We start from the raw sequence: 18845 nt of genomic DNA, 5'->3' as shown, positions 1-18845 counted from the left end.
GGCAAGGCATCGGAATGCCCCAAGGGGCTGGGGGCGAACCTCCGGCCCCTCCAGCGCTTCCTGTCGCAAGCGGCAGCACATCGGGCCGCCCACCGCCCCGCCCGGTCGGGCCAGCCGCGACGTGATGGCAGATTGCCGAGCCGGCAAATTGCAAGCACGATACCGATACAACCGGTGCAGCGCTCGACAGGTCGAAACGATGCAACAGCAGCTTCCCTCCGTTTACCAGCAATTGGGCGGCGAAGACGGTATCTCTCGCCTTGTCGATTTGTTCTACGACATCGTCGAGCAGGATCCGGCGGCGGCGGCCCTCCATGTGCTGCATCTCGACGGCCATGGCGTCGCCCATTCCCGGGTCGAGCAGACCCGCTTCCTGATGGGCTTCTTCGGCGGGCCGCGCCTCTATGTCGAATTCCACGGACATTCGGACGTCCGCGCCATCCATGCCCATGTGCCGATTACCGCGGAGACCCGCGACATCTGGATCCGCAGCATGGACAAGGCCTTCGACCAGGCCGGTTTGCCGCCTGAGGTCAAGAACAGGGCCATGAAGGCGCTGACCACCGCCGCCCGCCTGGTGCACGACGTCAATCCGCTGCGCAATCGCAGCGACGGAACTGCCGATCGAGCGGGTTCAAACCCGTCCTAGAGCGAGCCTTTTCAATCGAAGCTCAGCTTGCTCTTCTGCCGGCCGTCCGCCTCGAAATTGGCGGGGTCGAGCCAAGCTTCATAGCCCGCCTTCAGGCGCGGCCATTCGCCGTCGATGATCGAGAACCAGGCGGTGTCGCGGTTCTGGCCCTTGGCCACCATGTGCTGGCGGAAGACACCCTCGAAGGTAAAGCCGAACCGGGTCGCAGCCCGCTTGGACGGCTCGTTGAGATTGTGGCACTTCCATTCGAAACGCCGATAGCCGAGCGTCTCGAAAGCGTAGCGGGCAAAGAGATAGAGCGCCTCCGTCGCCACCCTGGTGCGGGCGATCGCCGGGCCCCAGAGAATGCTGCCGATCTCGATGACGCCATGCACGGGGTCGATCCGCATCAGGGCCTGGCGGCCTTCGGCCTTGCCGCTCGCCTTGTCGATCACCGCGAAGAACATCGGATCGGCGGTCGAGGACGCCTTGTCGAGCCAGGCCGAGAAGTCGGCGGCACTCCCCGGCACGCCCTCGAACAGATAGCGGAAACGCCCATCGGCCCCGGGCTCCTGGGCCGAATGCAGTAGATCGGCGCCATGGCGTGCCGGATCGAGCGGCTCCAGGTGGGCATAGCGTCCATCGAGCACGACGCGCTCCGGCCGCGGTACGCCGTTCCAGGTCGAGAGATCCATCGAATGTCCTTCGCGCAGATGCGATCAGATGATCACATTATTGCGGCGTGGCGATGCGTTGTTCAAGCGAAAGCACCTGCTGGCGCACCACGCCGGACAGGGCCTTGGAGGAGGCGACTGAGGTGAAATCCGTATCGGGATGCGGCACATTGCCGGCACCGCGGAACACCTTCAGGCCATCCGGCATCACCACGATGTCGCCATTGCGCAAGGTGGGATCGACCGAGATCGGGATCTGCGGCAGGCCGCGTGCATTGGACTGGCAGGTACAGGCCGGATTCTCGCTGTCGCGGAAGGCATAGGCGGTGGGCAGGGCGGTGTAGAGGGCGCCGGCCTTGTCGACGGCCGACTCGATCGCCGGCTTGGTGTTGCCATTGCTGCCATCGTTGGAGCCGCTGGCTTTGTACAGCACCATCTGGCCGCCGGAGCAGGAGGCTTCGCACATCGAGGTCTGCATGTCCTCGTCGCGCTGGGAGCGGATGAAGCCGGTGGCGAAATAATAGCCGTCGCAGGTGCGCACGCAGTAGCCGCGCGCCTTGGGCGTGCTCACCACCGGGGCCGGAGCCGGGCGCGAACGCTGCTGCTGCGGCTGCTGTTGCGGCACGGGTGCCGGCGCCGGCCGCGATTCCTGGCGCGGCCTGAACAGGAAGTCGAACAGGCCGGCCTGAGCGCTGCCACCCACGGCGACCGTCAGGAGCAATCCGGCGGCGAGAGGAAAAGCAAAGCGTTTCAAAGTCATGGCGCGGGTCCCGGCAGAGCGTGAAGGGCCGGCAATGGCCGGCCCCGCCTTCTATGCAAGCATCCCGTCAAAATCATGTCGGTGACATCTTGTCACCAACTAGTGATTGTCGCGGGGCACCCCATAGGTCTGAGCGACCTTCTGATACTTGACCGCGGGCTTGAGCACCATACCGTCGCCGAGCTGGTCCACCATGGCGCGCTGGATTTCCTGCCAGGGCGTCTGGCTCGGCGCATAGTGGAAGCCGCCGGCCGCGGCGAGATCGGCCCGGCGCTTGGCCAGTTCCTCGTCGGAGATCAGGATGTTGGCCTCGCCCTTGTTGAGGTCGATGCGCACCGTGTCGCCCGTCCGCAGGATGGCGAGGCCGCCGCCCGCTGCCGCTTCCGGCGAAGCGTTGAGGATGGAAGGCGAGCCCGAGGTGCCCGACTGGCGCCCGTCGCCGATGCAGGGCAGCGAAGTGATACCGCGCTTGATCAGGGCGGCCGGCGGCTGCATGTTCACCACTTCCGCCGCGCCGGGATAGCCGATCGGCCCGGTGCCGCGGATGAACAGCATGCAGTGCTCGTCGATGCCGAGCGAAGGATCCTCGATGCGATGGTGGTAGTCCTCGGGGCCCTCGAACACGATGGCCCGGCCCTCGAAGGCACCGGGGTTCTTGGGATCTGCGAGATAGCGATCGTGGAACTCCTTCGAGATCACGCTGGTCTTCATGATCGCCGAATCGAACAGATTGCCCGAGAGCACGATGAAGCCGGCATCCTGCACCAAAGCGGTGTCGAAGCTGCGGATCACGTCGGGCAGCTCGATCTTGGCGTCCTTGCAGTTCTCGCCGATCGACTTGCCGTTCACGGTGAGCGCATTCTCGTGGATGAGCTTGTGCTTCATCAGTTCGTTGACCACCGCCGGCACGCCACCGGCATGCTGGTAGTCCTCGCCGAGATATTTGCCGGCCGGCTGCAGGTTCACCAGCAGCGGCACCTTGTGGCCGATGGTCTGCCAGTCGCGGATGTCGAGCTCGACCCCGATATGGCGGGCGATGGCGTTGATGTGGATCGGCGCATTGGTGGAACCGCCAATGGCCGAATTGACCACGATGACGTTTTCGAAGGCCTCGCGCGTCATGATGTCGGAGGGCTTGAGGTCCTCATGCACCATGTCGACGATGCGCTTGCCGGTCTCGTAGGAAATCTGCTGGCGTTCGCGATAGGGCGCGGGAATGGCGGCCGACCCCGGCAGCTGCATGCCGAGCGCCTCTGCCAGCGAGTTCATGGTGGTGGCGGTGCCCATGGTGTTGCAATAGCCGGTCGAGGGGGCCGACGAAGCCACCATCTCCATGAAGTTCTCGTAGTCGATCTCGCCGGTGGCGAGCATCTCGCGCGCCTTCCAGACGACCGTGCCCGAACCGGTGCGCTCGCCATGCCACCAGCCGTTGAGCATCGGGCCGACCGACAGGGCAATGGCCGGAATGTTCACGGTGGCCGCCGCCATCAGGCAGGCAGGCGTGGTCTTGTCGCAGCCGATGGTCAGCACCACGCCGTCGATCGGATAGCCATAGAGCAGCTCGACCAGGCCGAGATAGGCGAGGTTGCGGTCGAGCGCCGCGCCGGGGCGCTTGCCGGTCTCCTGGATCGGATGCACCGGAAATTCGAAGGCGATGCCGCCCGCCTCGCGGATGCCTTCGCGCACGCGCTGGGCCAGCACGAGATGGTGTCGGTTGCAGGGGGAAAGATCCGAGCCGGTCTGGGCGATGCCGATGATCGGCTTGCCCGACTGCAATTCCTTGCGGGTCAGGCCGAAATTGAGCTGACGTTCGATATAGAGCGCGGTCATGCCCGGATTGTCCGGGTTGTCGTACCAGGCCTGCGACCGCAATCTTTTCGTCTTGTTCTTGGTGTCAGCCATGGCAAGCCTCCCTGTCTTCGTGCCCCGCCTGCGTCGTCGGCAGGTGGCAGTCTTCCTGCAACCAGACGACTTAACACTTTTGTCAGACTATTCGCAACGCCTAAGCGACGAATAGCGGGACGATGCCTTGGGCGGCGTTTCAGGGCGAGATCGGAGGACGAGGCGCTTCGCGATCCGGCGGCATCGTCGCGAATCGCAAAGATGCGCAGCCATCCTCGATAAGCTTTTGTTTTTACGCATTTTCTCAATCGAAAAGTCCAGCGGCTTTTCGGGAAAATGCGCCAAGGATGGTCGTGAAGGATGGTCGTTGGCGGGGCTCACGCGCCGGCGGATGATGCCGGCCGGTAGGTCCAGCGGCGCACGCCCTCCGCCAGGGCCCGCCGCAGCGGTTCGTCATAGAGCTTGAGCAGGACGAAACTCGCCACGCAGACGATGACGATCACGGCCGGCCCTTCGATGCCGGCGTTCTGCTCGCCGAAACGCAGGCGATAGAGGCCGTTGATCCAGCAGAACAGCGGATAGTGCAGGCAATAGACCGGATAGGACAGGTCGCCGCTGAGGGAAGACCAGGTGGCAATCCGTCCCTGCAGGGCCGTGCGCGCGCCGGCCAGGATCAGCAGGGGCGCCAGCAGCGCGATCCAGACGAGCTGCATCCAGAGCGGCACCTCGAAGGGAAGATAGAACAGCACTGCCATCCCCGCCGCCAGCGTCCAGAACAGGCGCGGGCCTCCCAGCCAGCCCGGCAGGCGGTCGAGCAGATGGAAAACGGCGACGCCGGCGAAGAAGGAAGCTCCCACCCGCGGAAATCCGCGCCAGAGCGTATCTGTGGTATCTCCGCCCAGGCCGGTGAAGGGCAGGATCGCCAGGCAGCCGAGGAAGAGCGCGATCGCGAGCGGGAGTTGGCTCACCCGCCGGGTCGCCCACCAGAACGCATTGACGACCAGTTCCAGGAACAGCGAATATTGCGGGCCGTTCAGCGGGAAGACCTGGGGCCCGCCGATGGCGCCGGGCGCATCGAGATAGGGCAGGTTGACCAGGCCGAGCAGCAGAGCCAGCGTCAGAGCGGCAAAGGGCACCTCGCCCTCCAGGTGCCCGGAACGCAGCCCGACATAGAGCGCGCTGACCACCAGCCCCAACACGATCAGCGGCATAAGCCGGATCAGCCTGGCGCGCATGAAGCCGGAAAACGACAGGGACTGCCGGCGCTTGCAATAGGCCAGGCTCAGCACGAAACCGCTCAGGCAGAAGAACAGGTCCACCGCAAGGCTGGCATTGGAAGCCAGGCCCGGGATGCCGAACCAGTGGCCGAGATGGAAGATCAGCACGGACAGGGCGGCAAAGCCACGCAAGCCGTCCAGGGATGCCAAATGCTGCGGCGAGCGGCCAGCCTCCTGCTCCCCAGAGCAAAGCGCTTGAGGCTTCGTCACGGCCATCGCCAGTAACCTTCAGTCGTCGATCTTGTTCAAGATCAACCTGAGCCAGATCGCGCCTGTTTCGTCAATTCAGCCACATGGTAGCGTCTGCCTACGCCGACTAGACTTCGGAAGGAGGCAATCATGCCTGGCCTGCTCGCCTCTCCGGCTTTCGGATGAAGTCGAAATCCTCCTTGACACGCGCCCTACTGCGATTTGCAAAGACAGGAGGATGCGCCCGCATTAAATCTTGCCTTGCTCGCGATTCCCGCCACAGCCCTCGCACCGCCAGGACATGCCATCCCGATGACCTCCCCCAGCGCGCCACATCTCGTTCCGGCCTTCTCGCGCATCGGCGAGGAGAATGCCTTCGCCGTGCTCGCCAGAGCGACCGACCTTGCACGCGAGGGGCGCGACATCATCAATCTGGGCATCGGCCAGCCCGATTTCCCCACGCCCGACCATATCGTCGAAGCCGGCATCAAGGCGCTGCGCGACGGCCATCACGGCTATACGCCGGCCACCGGCATCCTGCCCCTGCGCGAAGCGGTGGCCGAGGACGTCGAGCGCCGCACCGGCGTTGCCGTCTCGCCCGACGAGGTCATCGTGGTGCCCGGCGGCAAGGTCACCATGTTCATGGCCATCCTGATGTTCGGGGAGCCCGGCGCGGAGATCCTCTATCCCGATCCCGGCTTTCCGATCTACCGCTCGATGATCGAGTTCACCGGCGCCACGCCGGTACCGGTGCCGATCCGCGAGGAGAACGGCTTTGCCTTCTCCGCCGCCGAGACGCTGGCGCTGATCACGCCGAAGACCCGCCTTCTCATCCTCAACTCGCCGGCCAACCCCACGGGCGGCGTCACGCCCAAGGCCGAGATCGACGCGCTGGTGCAGGGGCTGGAAGCGCACCCGCATGTCGCCATCCTCTCCGACGAGATCTACAGCCAGATGAGCTATGACGGGCTCCAGCATGTCTCGCTGCTGTCCTATCCCTCCATCCGCGACCGCCTGATCCTGCTCGACGGCTGGTCCAAGACCTATGCCATGACCGGCTGGCGCATGGGCTTCTCGCTCTGGCCGAAAGCCTGGGGCGATGCCGCCCGCAAGCTGGCGGTCAATTCCTATTCCTGCGTCAATGCCAGCGCGCAATGGGCCGGGCTTGCCGCCCTCACCGGCCCGCAGGACGCGGTGCATGCCATGGTCGCCGAGTTCGACCGGCGCCGGAAGATCGTGGTCGACGGCCTCAACCAATTGCCCGGCGTCAGCTCCGTGGTGCCGAAGGGCGCCTTCTATGCCTTCCCCAACATCCGGGCGACCGGCTGGAAGGCCAAGCCGCTTGCCTCCGCCCTCCTCGAAAAGGCCGGCGTCGCCACCATCGGCGGCCCCGATTTCGGCGTCTATGGCGAAGGCTATGTCCGCCTGTCCTACGCCAATTCCGCCGAGAACATCCGGCGGGCACTGGTGCGCATGGGCGAATTCCTCAGCGCCAATCCGGGAACGCAGGCGTAGGAGATGGACGTCGTGATCCGCGTTGGACAAGGTGGGACGAAGCAAGCCGAGGCGCAACGCCGATGTCCCCCTCGCCCCGCGAGCGGGGAGAGGTCCGCACTTGTTTTGCAAGTGCGAGGGGTGAGGGGCACCTCAATACTCACCCAACCCCTTGCGCCGCCCCTCATCCTCACCTTCTCCCCGTAAGAACGGGGCGAAGGAGCGGCCAGCGTCGCGCCACCATCATGCTGGCATAGTGCCCCACGCTTCCACTTCGATCTGAATTCGCAAGGAACAACGACATGACCGATCTCGTCTCCATCGGCGAATGCATGGTGGAATTGTCGCGCCGCGGGGACGGCATGTCGCTGGGCTATGGCGGCGACACCTTCAACACCGCCGTCTATGCGGCCCGCCTCGGGCTCGACGTCGCCTATGCCACGGCGCTGGGGGACGACCCCTATTCCCAGGCGATCGCGGACCTTGCCGCCGGCGAGAAGGTCGGCATGGCCGGCGTGCCGCGCCTCGCCGGCCGGGTGCCCGGCCTCTATGTCATCGAGACCGATGCCAAGGGCGAGCGGCGCTTCTATTACTGGCGCGACAGCGCGCCGGCCCGCAGCCTGTTCGAGCTCGCCGAGGCCGAGGCGCTGATCGCCCGCATCGAGAGCGCGGGAATCGTCTATTTCTCGGGGATCACGCTGTCGCTCTATGCGCCGGCGGGCCTGGAGCGCTTCGCTGAGGTGCTGGCCCAGGCCAAGGCCACCGGCGCCGCGATCGCCTTCGACGGCAATTACCGCCCGCGCGGCTGGGGCGGCGATCCCGCCCGCGCCCGCCAGGTCTTCGGCCGCTTCCTGCCGCTGGTCGACATCATCATGCCGACCTTCGACGACGAGCAGGCCCTGTGGGGCGATGCCACGCCGCAGGACACCATCGCCCGCCTGGCCGGCCACGGCATCGGCGAGATCGCGGTGAAGGACGGCACCAACGGCGCCTTCCTGCGCCGGGGCGGCGTCGATGGCCATGTGCCGGTGCCCGAGGCCGTCTCGCCCGTCGACACCACCGCCGCCGGCGACAGCTTCAACGCCGGCTACCTTGCCGCCCGCCGGCGCGATCGCAGCAATGCGGAAGCCGCCCTGCAGGGTCACCGCCTTGCCGCGCGCGTGATCACCCATCGCGGCGCCATCATCCCTTCCGAGGCGATGGCGGGATTGTGACTCACAATTCACGCGGCTGCCGTTGGAATGCCATGTTCTGTCAGCATGAACGGCCCGTCTCCTGATCCTGGACTGAACAATTCAGGAGTGGATACCGGGCACGGTGGCCACTTCGAACCCGTTCTACTGCTGACAGGAGGCTCTGATCGTATAGAAACGATTCAGCAGCTGGGATAGTCGCATTGAAACGGGAACAGGGCATGGCTGAAGTGGTGGGCTCGCTCGACCGCGCCGTGGCGCGCGACGACGGTCCCAAGGTCCCGGCGGCCGCCATCCCGACGGCCGAGCGCCCGAAAACCGGGCTGCTCCGGCGCATCGACTGGAGCAAGGCCGGCCTCCTGGTCGGTCTCGCCATCTTCACCATCGCCGCCGCCGCGCTCTACCAGATCTTTTCCGGCATCACCTGGTCCGAGGTGAACAATGCGCTGTCGCGCATCGCCTGGGGCCAGGTGGCGCTCGCCTTCCTCGCCACCGCCCTCTCCTACAGCGCCCTGATCGGCTACGACCTGCTCGCCTTGCGCCATGTCGGGGCGCGGCAGGTGCCGCTGCCGATCATCGCCTTCACCTCCTTCATCAGCCACGCCTTCACCTACACGCTCGGCTTCGGCGTGCTCACCGGCGGCGCCGTGCGCTGGCGCATCTACCAGTCGCACGGCGTGAAGCCGAGCCTGATCCTGGCCGTGGGCGCCCTGACCACCCTCACCTTCTGGCTCGGCATCGCCACGGTCGCGGCGATCTGCCTGTTGTTCCAGCCCTCCGTGCTGGCTCCGCTGGACGGGCTCGCCCCCGGCCTCAACCTCGCCATCGGCCTTGCCGTGCTCGGCGGGGTCGCGATCTGGGTGATCGTCTCGGCCCTGCGCCCGCGCACGATCAGGGTCGGCGAGCACGCCATGCCCCTGCCCGGCCCGGGGGCGACGCTCGGGGCCATCCTGGTCGGCCTGCTCGACACGGTGGCGGCCGCCGGCGCGCTCTGGTTGATCATGCCGGCGGGCCCCGATGCCGGCTTCATGAGCTTCCTGGCGGTGTTCGCCGTCGCCACGGTGCTCGGCGTCATCAGCCATGTGCCGGGCGGCGTCGGCGTGTTCGAGACCACCCTGATCCTGGCCCAGCCGCAGATCCCGGCGGCGGACATGCTGGTCTCGCTGATCCTGTTCCGCCTGGTCTACTACGTCATTCCCTTCGCCATCGCCTGCCTGATGTTCGGCGGCTACGAGATCCGCCAGCGCCGGCAATCGGTGGGCCGGATCGCCAGGACCATCCACGAGATCGCCCGGCCGATCATCCCGCGAGCCGCCAGCATCGCGGTGTTCATCGGCGGCGTCATCCTGTTGTTCTCCAGCGCCACGCCCGAGGAACATTACCGCATCGCCATCCTGCGCGGCGTGATCCCGCTGCCCTTCGTCGAGGTCTCGCAGCTGGCCGGCAGCATTTCGGGCCTGGTCCTGCTGGTGATCTCCTACGGCCTGGTCCGGCGCATGGCCAACGCCCAGCGCATCGCGGTGCTGCTGCTGGTCGCCGGCGCCGTCTTCGCGCTATTCAAGGGCCTCGACATCGAGGAGGCCATCATCTGCTCGATCGTCGCCGGCCTGCTCGTGCTCTACAAGGACGAGTTCTACCGCCAGGCCGACCTGTTCTCGGTCAGGCCCTCCTTCGAGTGGATCCTGGCCTGCGTCGTCGCCATCGGCGCCACGATCTGGCTCGGCTTCTTCGCCTATGCCAATGTCGACTACCAGCACAAGCTGTGGTGGGATTTCGCCTATAATGCGGACGCCCCGCGCTTCCTGCGCGCCACGCTGGCCATGGCCGTGGTCGCCATCGGCATCGCCGCCTATATCCTGATGCATCCCAGCCGCGCCGCCTTCGATCCGGCCACGCCCGAGGAACTCGAAACGCTGGTGCCGCTGATCAGCGATTCCACCCGCTCGGATGCGCATCTCGCCCTGCTCGGCGACAAGCGCTTCCTGCTCTCGGCCAGCGGCAAGGGCTTTACCATGTATGGCGTGCAGGGGCGCAGCTGGATCGCCATGGGCGACCCGGTGGCGCCCGAGGACGAGGTCGACGCCATGGTCTGGCGCTTCAAGGAGCTGGTGGACCGCAATGGCGGCACGCCGGTGTTCTACCAGGTCACCACCGGCCACCTGCCCGCCTATCTCGACGCCGGCTTTTCGCTCGCCAAGCTCGGCGAGGAGGCCTGGGTCGACCTGAACAAGTTCACGCTGGAAGGCAGCGAGGGCCGGCGCCTGCGCCAGGCCCGCGCCAAGGCCGAGCGCTCCGGCGCCTCCTTCGAGATCGTGCCGGCGACCGAGGTCGAGGCCATCCTCCCCGAGCTGCAGGCCGTCTCGGACGCCTGGCTCGACGAGAAGGGCAACAAGGAGAAGGGCTTTTCGCTCGGCTTCTGGTCGCCCGACTATATCCGCCGCTACGACCAGGCCGTCATCCGCCAGGACGGCCGCATCGTCGCCTTCGCCAATATCTGGCGCGGCGCCGACCGCCAAGAATATACGGTCGACCTGATGCGCTATCTGCCGCAGGGCCCGGCCGGCATGATGGACCTCCTCTTCATCGGCCTGCTGGCCCAGGCCAAGAGCGAGGGCTTCGCCTGGTTCAATCTCGGCATGGCGCCGCTCTCCGGCCTGCCGCGCCACCGTCTCGCCTCGCTGTGGAGCCGCGTCGGCTCCTTCGTCTACAAGCGCGGCGACCGCTTCTACAATTTCGAGGGCCTCAGGGCCTACAAGGACAAGTTCAAGCCGGATTGGCGCCCGAAATATCTTGCCTTTCCGGGTGGCCTGGCCCTACCGCAGATTCTCATGGATGTTACCGGCTTGATCGCTTCGAGCCCGAGACGCGCTTTGCCCGAGGAGGCCAGTTGATGCGCCGCATCGCCTTGTTCTGTTTCGCCCTGCTGGCCTCGACGGCATCGGCCCTGGCGGCCCCGCGCGAAGTGAAGGTGCAGGAGGAGATCCTCGGCACCGTCACCGTGCTCGCCCCCGAGGAGGAGCCCACCAAATTCGTCGCTTTGCTCTCCGACAAGGACGGGCTCACGCCGGCCTACCGGGCCGTGGCCGACAAGCTGGTCGACCAGGGCGCCGCCGTGATGCTGATCGACAGCCAGGCCTTCATCGACGGCCTCGCCAAGGGCGACGAGGAGGATTGCCACTACGCCTTCGGCGACATCGAGGATTCGGCCCGCGAGGCGCAGCGCCAACTGGGCATGCAGACCTGGCGCTGGCCGGTGGTGATGGGGCTGGGCACGCTGGGCGGTACCTTCGCCTATATCAATCTTGCCCAGGCGCCCGAGAACACCGCCGCCGGCGCCGTCTCCACCGGCTTTTCCGACGAGATGGCCTCGAAGCTCCGCATGTGCGAGGGCGCGCCCGTCTCCAAGGCGGCCGACGGCAAATGGCAGTACAAGCCCCTCGCCAAGGTGCCCGGACGCTGGACCTATGTCGGCGCCGCCGCCCCTGACGCGACCACCCAGGCCTTCGTCGCCGGCACCAAGGATGCCCAGTCCGTCGTCGCCGATGGCGGGCCGGACGCCCTCGTCGATGCCGCGGTGAAGGCCGCCGTCGAGATGGGCGCGCCGCCCAACCAGGAGCTCGGCGACCTGCCCCTGGTGGAACTGCCGGCCTCGGGCCCGCCCACCGGCCTCGCCATCTTCATCTCCGGCGACGGCGGCTGGCGCGACATCGACAAGACCATCGGCGAGATCCTGCAGAAGGAAGGCGTCGCCGTGGTGGGCGTCGACTCGCTGCGCTATTTCTGGAGCACCAAGGAGCCTGATGTCATCGCCGGCGACCTCACCCGCATCATCGGCTACTACACCAAGCTGTGGGGCGCCAAGCGCGTCGCCGTGATCGGCTATTCCCTGGGCGCCGACGTGATCCCCTTCGTCTGGCAGAAGCTGCCGCCGCCCATGCAGAAGAAGATCAACCTCCTCGCCATGCTGGGCCTGGAGCCGACCGCCGATTTCGAGATCTCCGTCTCCGGTTGGCTCGGCGTCGCCTCCTCCTCGGACGTCGACCTCAAGCCCTATCTGCCCGGCCTGCCCTTCGAGAAGACCATGTGCTTCTACGGCAAGGAGGAAGTGGTGGAGAACGGCACGGCCTGCGTCTTCCCCGAAATGAGCAAGGCCACGCTGGTGGAGAGGCCGGGCGGGCACCATTTCGACGGGAATTACGAGCCGGTGGCGCGGGCGATCTTGGAGCGGTTGAAGAAGTAGGGGGGTGGGGGGTGGGGTGGCGCGGGGAGCGGGGCCTGGAATCCGCCCATTAGCGGGAGGCTTTCGGCAAGGAGCAAGCCGCTTTCGAGCCTGCCGAACGGTGGCGCACCAACTACACGCTTGAACGTAGGTGCTCACCTGAAATTAAGCGCCGATAGATTTGCGCGACAGCATAGGCTCCAAGTCGATTATGGTCATTGAGACGCCACACCACCGTAGTGGGGAAAAGAGCGACGGTGAGCGCTACGACGATTGCAAAGTGCAAAATTTCGTGACACAAATCCACCAGAATGCAAATTCTGGTTTTACTGTTCACGGAGATACCGATGGTAGATGACGAACAGCAGGCATACATCTTGGAGGGTATCCGGCGTGACGTACCCCGTGCGCTGTTTGTTGACGTTCAGCAGCAATTCCCGATTGCAGCCCAGCAGGCCGAGGAATCCATCTTGGCGTCGAAGGAAAAAACGACCAGCGGGGTCTTGTTGTCCCGCAAGCGGCAGTCAAAAGCTGTGGGTCTGGTCAGGCATCAGTTCCTGGACCAAATGTTTGAGGACGCCATTATACGAAACGGCGGCGAGTTCATCAGCCGGGTGCCGGTCGAGTTCGGAAAGGGCAAAATACGGGAACTTCCCGTCTATCTGACGACCGCCCGCTTCAACGGTACGTTAGTAGGCTTTGCGTCGCACCGGGACGCATATGACGCTCCCGTGAAGAATGCCACGCGGTCGGCGCTTTGCAGCCAGAATAAGGGCCTGGATGACGATCTGTTTCGTTCGAGAGAGAGCTTCACGGATCGTGAACGCTTTGTTCTCATAATGGTTCAAAGAGATCCCTTCGCCATTGGAAAGCTCGCCTCGATCTCAGTGGGCGTGGCAAATACCAAGGTCGAGCAATTCATCGTGCTGGAGAAGATCGAAGAGTTTCTCGCAGGCTACGGAGCATCGCGGAAGAAACCGAAGCACGGCGTCAAGCTGCGGCGGGTCACCAAGAGCTTCAAGGACACGATTGCTGGGACGGATTCCGACCAGACTGAGGGCTGAGTATATTGCGTAGCGGTGTGCAAGGATTTGATGGGCGAAAGCTCACAGAGGCAAGGTTGGCGCGAGGAATTACCTCTCGCAAGGCCCTCGCCGACATGCTTGCGCGCGCACCCAGCACGGTCATTCGCTGGGAGGACGGAGAAACGGCTCCAGAGGGTCCGGCGCTGGAAGAATTGTCAAAAGCACTGGCAGTCCCCGTCGACTTCTTTCTATCGCCGCGCATTGATGGTGGGACGACCTTCTTCCGCTCCCTTGTCAGCGCACTGAAGGCTCACCGTTTGATCCAGCTAACCCGACTGTCCTGGCTGGAGGACATCACCGCCGTTGCCGCTCATTACGCATTCCTTCCCGAAGTCGATTTGCCGGACTTTCTAAACGGGGTGAGCTATCGGAGCCTGCGGAACGAGGATCTTGAAACGGTTGCTCAGGCAGCGAGAGACCATTGGGGCATCGGCCTACGGCCGATTCCCAACATCGTGACGCTACTAGAGCAAGTTGGCGTGGTGGTGGCCAGCGAGACGATGGAGACCTCGCAGTTGGACGGCCTGAGTAGATGGGGCTCCGACGGTCGCCCATATGTCATGCTCGCCACTGACAAGCAGTCCTTCGCGCGACGACAGTTCGATGCAGCGCACGAACTGGGTCATCTACTGCTGCATCGTGCGGTGTCGCAAGACGAGCTAAGCGAGAACTTCAAGCTTATTGAGGACCAGGCTCATCGGTTCGCCTCGGCCTTGCTACTGCCTGCTAGCCAGTTCTCGGCAGAGGTCACCAACGCCACGATATGGGAGCTGGAACGTTTGAAGGTACGGTGGCGGGTGTCCATCAAAGCGCAGATCATGCGGCTCCAACGTCTCGACATCATCGACGGGGAAAAGGCTACGCGCCTGTATAAGAGCTACAGCGCCAAGGGCTATTCCGGATCTGAGCCATACGACGACGTTTGGCCGCTTCAGGAGCCGACACTGCTCGCCGATGTATTCCGGGCCGTAGTAGAGGATGGCGGGTTATCGAAGGAAGAGCTGCGGAGGGATCTACCTCTATTTGCACACGATGTTGAAAGCCTGACGGGTCTTCCGTCCGGATGGCTGTTGCAGGAGCCAGCTCGCGTCGTGAAGTTGAAGCCGGCGCCATCACCTCATGGAGATGGGACATCCGGCAAGCTCGGTGAGATCATACCACTGCCGCGGCGGAAGTAAGCCATGAAACAGAGAACGGCTTTTAACCTACAAGCGGAGCCTACTTGTGACTGATCGCCTTTGTAAGGCCCTTTTTCCGCAGAGACTCGACAACTTTCTCGTATGTTAACGATCTTGGTGTCTTTTTCGGCGCAGGGGCAACGGTCACACACTTGCCCGAGATGGGGAGGAGCATTTCCATCTGTATGCCACTAGGCTTCTTGGCCATCAGATATCTCCTTCAATAGGCGCACAAGCTCCATTTCCTCCCGGGCGACTAACGAGTCCACGGGCGGTGCTGCAAACGGCATAGCCGTCTTTCGCGATCGTTGAACAAAGCCACCTTCTCGTTTTCTAACAGGATTCGGTTTAAAAATCCTAGAGAAGCTGCGCGGCGCAGCTCCTTGGTATTGCAAGAACACGACCTTCTTGCCTTCATCATTCTCATTCGTCGATATGGCATCATTGTGCAGGTTGAGCGCTAGACTCTTCGGATAAGGCTCGATGTAGATGACCTTGCGGATACCCGCTGCGACTATGTGCCTAGCGCAATTGTGACACGGAAACGTCGTCGTGAAGAGTGTCGCACCACGCACCTGCCCTAGGCCGTCTCGTGCAGCGGATACAATGGCTGCCATTTCCGCATGGACCGCGCGAGAAAATTCGATAAGCCCCTTTACACGCGATTTTCGAACCTTCTTGAGAAACTCTTTCACGTCGTCTTCCGAGCTCTCCTTGAATGTCTCCCGCGCAAATTTGGCAATCTGATCGAAGATTGCATCCTTTTCGGCATCGTTGTGACAGATTCTATTTTTCCAGTTGTAACAGCGATGGTCCAATGCCGGCAGGAGATTGGAGGAATAAAGCCCGCCATCAAACTTCGGGACATCATTCGCACCTTGTCCAACGAGATCGCCATGCTGGTTCTGGATAACCGCACCTACTTGACGAGACAGACAGGCAGATTGCATCGCGACGCTCGCCGCTGAAAACATAGCGGTTTCGTCCGTATTGGGAGTGCTAACCCCTACTTCAAATATCCGGTCGAGAAAGGCCTCAAGCGCTGCTTGAAGCTGCACCTTGTTCGGCGCGTCATTGCGGATGAACATGTCGGCTAAGCTCATTGTATCTTTGACCGACTGGCCGTGTCCCGTCCCCTCGTCGTAATCTTGATCGCTGATAAGCTGAATGTAGGCGCTATTTGGCGTAGCCGCCTTCAGTCGTGATATGCGCACTTCTTCAGGCGCGAAAACTCCGACCAGCCAGAAAAGGTCGCCGTAAACTGTCCGAAGCCGGTCAACCTCGCCTGGGTTCTTCAGAGAGTCGATAATGGTGCAGTAACGCCGAACCTTTGCCGTATCTTCCTCGTCTCGGCCCGAATGAATATGCTCGATGCAAAAGTTTGCAAGCACATCCTCCCCAAAGCGTCGGCGGAGCGCCGACCCTGCTTGCTGAAGTTTATGTATCCGCTCGGGGTCATCCGCCGGTACAACCTTGTGCTCAACGAGTCCGACCTTCTCATTGATGATGTTGCTGACCTTGACGGTATCAACCGAGTATCCAAACTCGCCTTCAAGTAATTCAGCTAGCGCGGTAGCGGTTGTGGAGACACCTGATCCCACTGCGCCTACCAGCGCTACGACGAGCTCTGACGTACGCCGTTCTTCATTTGTAGCCGGGATTTCGATGGTCGATGTAGCATTGTCGTTCTTTGCCATCCGTGACGGCCTGGCAATTTTAATCGTCTGTATCGCCATTTATTATTCCTCCCACTCGCAAGAAACATCAAGCAATGGTAGCGAATCGTCAATTGTCGGAATCGCATCAGTAGAACGGCGGCTTCCAGCTCGCCGCGATGATCCAGGTTACGGCGACAGTGCATTCAACTAAGGAAAATAAATATAAATAATTTTTAATTTACTATTATTTATCTCAAATTAAGTATATTGAGGAACCATGAAATTCGAGAAAGTTCATACGATCGGTGACATTTATGATGGCATTCGATCCGGCACAGCCGATCTGGACGGTGTCCCACACCACTTCGAGTCAGTGTTTAATGATGACATAGTCGAGTATACGCACGACTTTCGACTCTGCCCTGTGACGGCCGAGTTCATGGAACGAGAACTTCGGGCCTGGGCAATTTATAGGGATTGGGAGGCTAGATATCACCTAGGCATCGAACCTGTTGAGACGCACCCCGGTCATGGCGGCATTGTCCCGGAATACGATGCATTAAGCGAATGGCTGAAGGCGCAGATTAAGGCGCTGGTACCCCTGCCTTCATTCTACACGGCAACGTTCAGAGTGCTTCCTGGGCAGGAGGCGCTGCCAAGTGGCATTCTGCGTACACTTGAGGTCTCGTGGGAGCGTAAATCCACGTAAGTTTGGTACGATCTTCCGCGCCATTTTTTTGAATGCCCATTTCATGGCGTCGAACCAACGCCTGCAACCAGTGCTTCACGGCCTCACCATAGCCGGCTGCCCCCAATCTCTCCCTCCCGACTTGCCCCCGTCACATCCCTGTGGAACTTTCCCCCTTCCACCGCCTTTCGGGATGCCCGCCATGCCTCGTCTCAATCGCCGCCAGACGCTGGGCCTCGGCCTTGCCGCCGGCTTTTCCGTCACCATGCTGTCGGGCGCGACCGAGACCGCCGAGGCGGCGCCTGCCGGCACCACCTTCTCGCTGCTGCTCGTCAACGACATCTACAAGGCCGGCGACACCAAGGGCCGCGGCGGCTTTGCCAAGCTCGCGGCCGTGGTCAAGGCCGAGCGCGCCCGCGGCGTGCCGATGCTGTTCTGCCATGCGGGGGATTGCTTCTCGCCCTCGCTGATGTCGGGCTTCGACCAGGGCGAGCACATTGTCGCCCTCACCAACATGATCCGGCCCGACATCTTCGTGCCCGGCAATCACGAGTTCGACTTCGGCACCGAGGTCTATTTCAAGCGCATGGGGGAAGCGAACTTTCCCTTCTACGCCGCCAATATGCGCCGGGCCGATGGCAGCCCGGTCCCCGGCATGAAGGACAATTCGATCCACGAGCTCGGCGGCATCCAGGTCGGCGTCACCAGCCTGGCCCTGGCGGCGACGCCCCAGATGTCGCAGAGCGGCGACCTCATTTTCGCGCCCGAGCTGGAGACGCTGAAGCGCGAGGTGGAGATCCTGCGCAGGCAGGGCGCCGAATTCATCGTCTGCGTCGCCCATACCGATCGCGCCATGGACAATGAGATCGTGCGCTCGCGGCTGGTCGACGTGCTGCTGTCAGGCCACGACCATGACCTCGCCATCAGCTATGACGGCCGCACGGTGATGGTGGAATCCAACGAGGAGGGCAATTTCGTCACCGCCATCGATTTCGTGGCGACGGCGAGCGGCGAGGGCAAGAGCCGCAAGATCGCCTGGCTGCCGAGCTTTCGCGTGCATGACAGCCTGTCGGTCGAGGCGGACCCCGAGGTGCAGGCCGCCGTCGACAAGCTCGAGGCCGAGCTCTCGCGCGAGCTCGATGTGGTGATCGCCACCACCGCCGTCGAGCTCGACAGCCGCACCGCCAGCGTGCGCTCCCAGGAAACCGCCATGGGCGATCTCATCGCCGATGCCATCCGCGCCCGCACCGGCGCCGATTGCGCCATCATCAATGGCGGCGGCATCCGCGCCAACAAGCTCTATCCGGCCGGGGCCCGGCTGACCCGGCGCGACATCCTCTCCGAACTCCCCTTCGGCAACACCAGCGTGCTGGTCGAGCTCAAGGGCGCCGATATCAAGGCCGCGCTCGAAAACGGCGTCTCGCAGCTGGAGAATTATGCCGGCCGCTTCCCGCAGGTCTCGGGCCTGGCCATCGTGGTGGACGCCAAGGCGCCGGTGGGCACGCGCATCGCCTCGGTCAGCGTCAACGGCGAGGCGCTCGATCCGCAGAAGCGCTACAAGGTCGCCTCCAACAATTTCATGCTGGCGGGCGGCGACGGCTATGACGCCATCGGCCGCGGGCGGGTGCTGATCGGGGCGACCGACGGCAAGCTGCTCGCCAATGAGGTGATGGTCTATCTGCGCGAGAAGGGCACCCTCACCACCGGCGTCGGCGGGCGGATCAGGGTGGAAAGCTGAGGTGGGGGCGAGATGAGGCATTTGGAGATAAAGCTCGACATATGAGCCCCCTCGCCCCGTTTACGGGGAGAGGATAGAGGTGAGGGGCTCCGCCGAGCGTGCCATTTATGAGGTCGCGCAGCCCCTCATCCTTACCTTCTCCCCGTAAACGGGGCGAAGGGGTGGCGGGTGTCGAGCCTTCCATCCCTTGATCAGCGCCCGTGGACGAGGACATCCGCGCGC

The 18845-nt window shown here is 63.4% G+C and carries 14 protein-coding genes; 9 read left to right on the top strand and 5 right to left on the bottom strand.

Annotated features, from left to right (window positions below; all coding sequences use genetic code 11):
- The first annotated feature begins 199 nt into the window (after window positions 1–199).
- The gene (locus ABXS05_RS21870; protein ID WP_311944434.1) at window positions 200–649 is read left to right on the top strand and encodes a group II truncated hemoglobin; all 450 of its coding nucleotides are present in this window, start codon (window positions 200–202) and stop codon (window positions 647–649) included.
- An 11-nt stretch (window positions 650–660) separates the two neighbouring features.
- Here ABXS05_RS21870 and ABXS05_RS21865 read toward each other — a convergent pair whose 3' ends face one another.
- The 4 genes from ABXS05_RS21865 to ABXS05_RS21850 form a co-directional block, all read right to left on the bottom strand.
- Window positions 661–1323: a GNAT family N-acetyltransferase gene (locus tag ABXS05_RS21865; RefSeq protein WP_367625389.1), complete on the bottom strand. Its 663-nt coding sequence runs from the start codon at window positions 1321–1323 to the stop codon at window positions 661–663.
- 37 nt (window positions 1324–1360) lie between these two features.
- Complete coding sequence (locus ABXS05_RS21860; RefSeq protein WP_311944431.1) at window positions 1361–2062, bottom strand: DUF2865 domain-containing protein; 702 nt, start codon at window positions 2060–2062, stop codon at window positions 1361–1363.
- Between the two features lie 99 nt (window positions 2063–2161).
- Window positions 2162–3964 (bottom strand): IlvD/Edd family dehydratase, encoded by a 1803-nt coding sequence (locus tag ABXS05_RS21855; RefSeq protein ID WP_367625388.1) that lies wholly within the window; start codon window positions 3962–3964, stop codon window positions 2162–2164.
- 317 nt (window positions 3965–4281) lie between these two features.
- Window positions 4282–5391, bottom strand: a complete 1110-nt coding sequence (locus ABXS05_RS21850) for an acyltransferase family protein (RefSeq protein WP_311944427.1) — start codon at window positions 5389–5391, stop codon at window positions 4282–4284.
- Window positions 5392–5682: 291 nt separating this feature from the next.
- Between ABXS05_RS21850 and ABXS05_RS21845 the strand changes: the two genes are divergently transcribed.
- From ABXS05_RS21845 to ABXS05_RS21820, 6 genes are all read left to right on the top strand, one after another.
- Window positions 5683–6885, top strand: coding sequence for a pyridoxal phosphate-dependent aminotransferase (locus ABXS05_RS21845; RefSeq protein WP_367625387.1), 1203 nt, complete (start codon window positions 5683–5685; stop codon window positions 6883–6885).
- Window positions 6886–7166: 281 nt separating this feature from the next.
- The gene (locus ABXS05_RS21840) at window positions 7167–8078 is read left to right on the top strand and encodes a sugar kinase (protein WP_367625386.1); all 912 of its coding nucleotides are present in this window, start codon (window positions 7167–7169) and stop codon (window positions 8076–8078) included.
- A gap of 200 nt (window positions 8079–8278) precedes the next feature.
- A complete protein-coding gene (mprF, locus tag ABXS05_RS21835; protein ID WP_367625385.1) occupies window positions 8279–10948 on the top strand; it encodes a bifunctional lysylphosphatidylglycerol flippase/synthetase MprF in 2670 nt (889 codons plus the stop codon).
- Complete coding sequence (locus ABXS05_RS21830; protein WP_311944422.1) at window positions 10948–12297, top strand: virulence factor family protein; 1350 nt, start codon at window positions 10948–10950, stop codon at window positions 12295–12297. Before mprF ends, ABXS05_RS21830 begins: the two co-directional genes overlap by 1 nt.
- Before the next feature lie 326 nt (window positions 12298–12623).
- Window positions 12624–13340 carry a hypothetical protein gene (locus ABXS05_RS21825; RefSeq protein ID WP_367625384.1) on the top strand — a complete coding sequence of 239 codons (717 nt, stop codon included), beginning with the start codon at window positions 12624–12626 and terminating at the stop codon, window positions 13338–13340.
- 56 nt (window positions 13341–13396) lie between these two features.
- Entirely contained in the window at window positions 13397–14539 is a 1143-nt protein-coding gene (locus ABXS05_RS21820; protein ID WP_367625383.1) for a helix-turn-helix domain-containing protein, read from the top strand.
- 191 nt (window positions 14540–14730) lie between these two features.
- Here ABXS05_RS21820 and ABXS05_RS21815 read toward each other — a convergent pair whose 3' ends face one another.
- Entirely contained in the window at window positions 14731–16275 is a 1545-nt protein-coding gene (locus ABXS05_RS21815; protein WP_367625382.1) for an anti-phage dCTP deaminase, read from the bottom strand.
- 199 nt (window positions 16276–16474) lie between these two features.
- On the opposite strand from ABXS05_RS21815, the gene ABXS05_RS21810 reads away from it, so the two are divergent.
- Window positions 16475–16906, top strand: coding sequence for a hypothetical protein (locus tag ABXS05_RS21810; protein ID WP_367625381.1), 432 nt, complete (start codon window positions 16475–16477; stop codon window positions 16904–16906).
- A gap of 181 nt (window positions 16907–17087) precedes the next feature.
- Window positions 17088–18623 (top strand): bifunctional metallophosphatase/5'-nucleotidase, encoded by a 1536-nt coding sequence (locus ABXS05_RS21805; RefSeq protein ID WP_367625380.1) that lies wholly within the window; start codon window positions 17088–17090, stop codon window positions 18621–18623.
- The last annotated feature ends 222 nt before the right edge of the window (window positions 18624–18845 follow it).

It is taken from the genome of Labrys neptuniae (assembly GCF_040797145.1).
Taxonomy (GTDB): domain Bacteria; phylum Pseudomonadota; class Alphaproteobacteria; order Rhizobiales; family Labraceae; genus Labrys; species Labrys neptuniae.
The sequence above is the reverse complement of the archived record's forward strand: the minus strand, read 5'-3'. Positions and strand labels throughout refer to the sequence as shown.

Coding starts and splice junctions, on each gene's coding strand:
- ABXS05_RS21855 (WP_367625388.1), bottom strand. CDS start 3,964: ATGGCTGACACCAAGAACAAGACGAAAAGATTGCGGTCGCAGGCCTGG.
- ABXS05_RS21825 (WP_367625384.1), top strand. CDS start 12,624: ATGGTAGATGACGAACAGCAGGCATACATCTTGGAGGGTATCCGGCGT.
- ABXS05_RS21865 (WP_367625389.1), bottom strand. CDS start 1,323: ATGGATCTCTCGACCTGGAACGGCGTACCGCGGCCGGAGCGCGTCGTG.
- ABXS05_RS21845 (WP_367625387.1), top strand. CDS start 5,683: ATGACCTCCCCCAGCGCGCCACATCTCGTTCCGGCCTTCTCGCGCATC.
- ABXS05_RS21830 (WP_311944422.1), top strand. CDS start 10,948: ATGCGCCGCATCGCCTTGTTCTGTTTCGCCCTGCTGGCCTCGACGGCA.
- ABXS05_RS21815 (WP_367625382.1), bottom strand. CDS start 16,275: ATGGCGATACAGACGATTAAAATTGCCAGGCCGTCACGGATGGCAAAG.
- ABXS05_RS21870 (WP_311944434.1), top strand. CDS start 200: ATGCAACAGCAGCTTCCCTCCGTTTACCAGCAATTGGGCGGCGAAGAC.
- ABXS05_RS21810 (WP_367625381.1), top strand. CDS start 16,475: ATGAAATTCGAGAAAGTTCATACGATCGGTGACATTTATGATGGCATT.
- ABXS05_RS21805 (WP_367625380.1), top strand. CDS start 17,088: ATGCCTCGTCTCAATCGCCGCCAGACGCTGGGCCTCGGCCTTGCCGCC.
- ABXS05_RS21860 (WP_311944431.1), bottom strand. CDS start 2,062: ATGACTTTGAAACGCTTTGCTTTTCCTCTCGCCGCCGGATTGCTCCTG.
- ABXS05_RS21840 (WP_367625386.1), top strand. CDS start 7,167: ATGACCGATCTCGTCTCCATCGGCGAATGCATGGTGGAATTGTCGCGC.
- mprF (WP_367625385.1), top strand. CDS start 8,279: ATGGCTGAAGTGGTGGGCTCGCTCGACCGCGCCGTGGCGCGCGACGAC.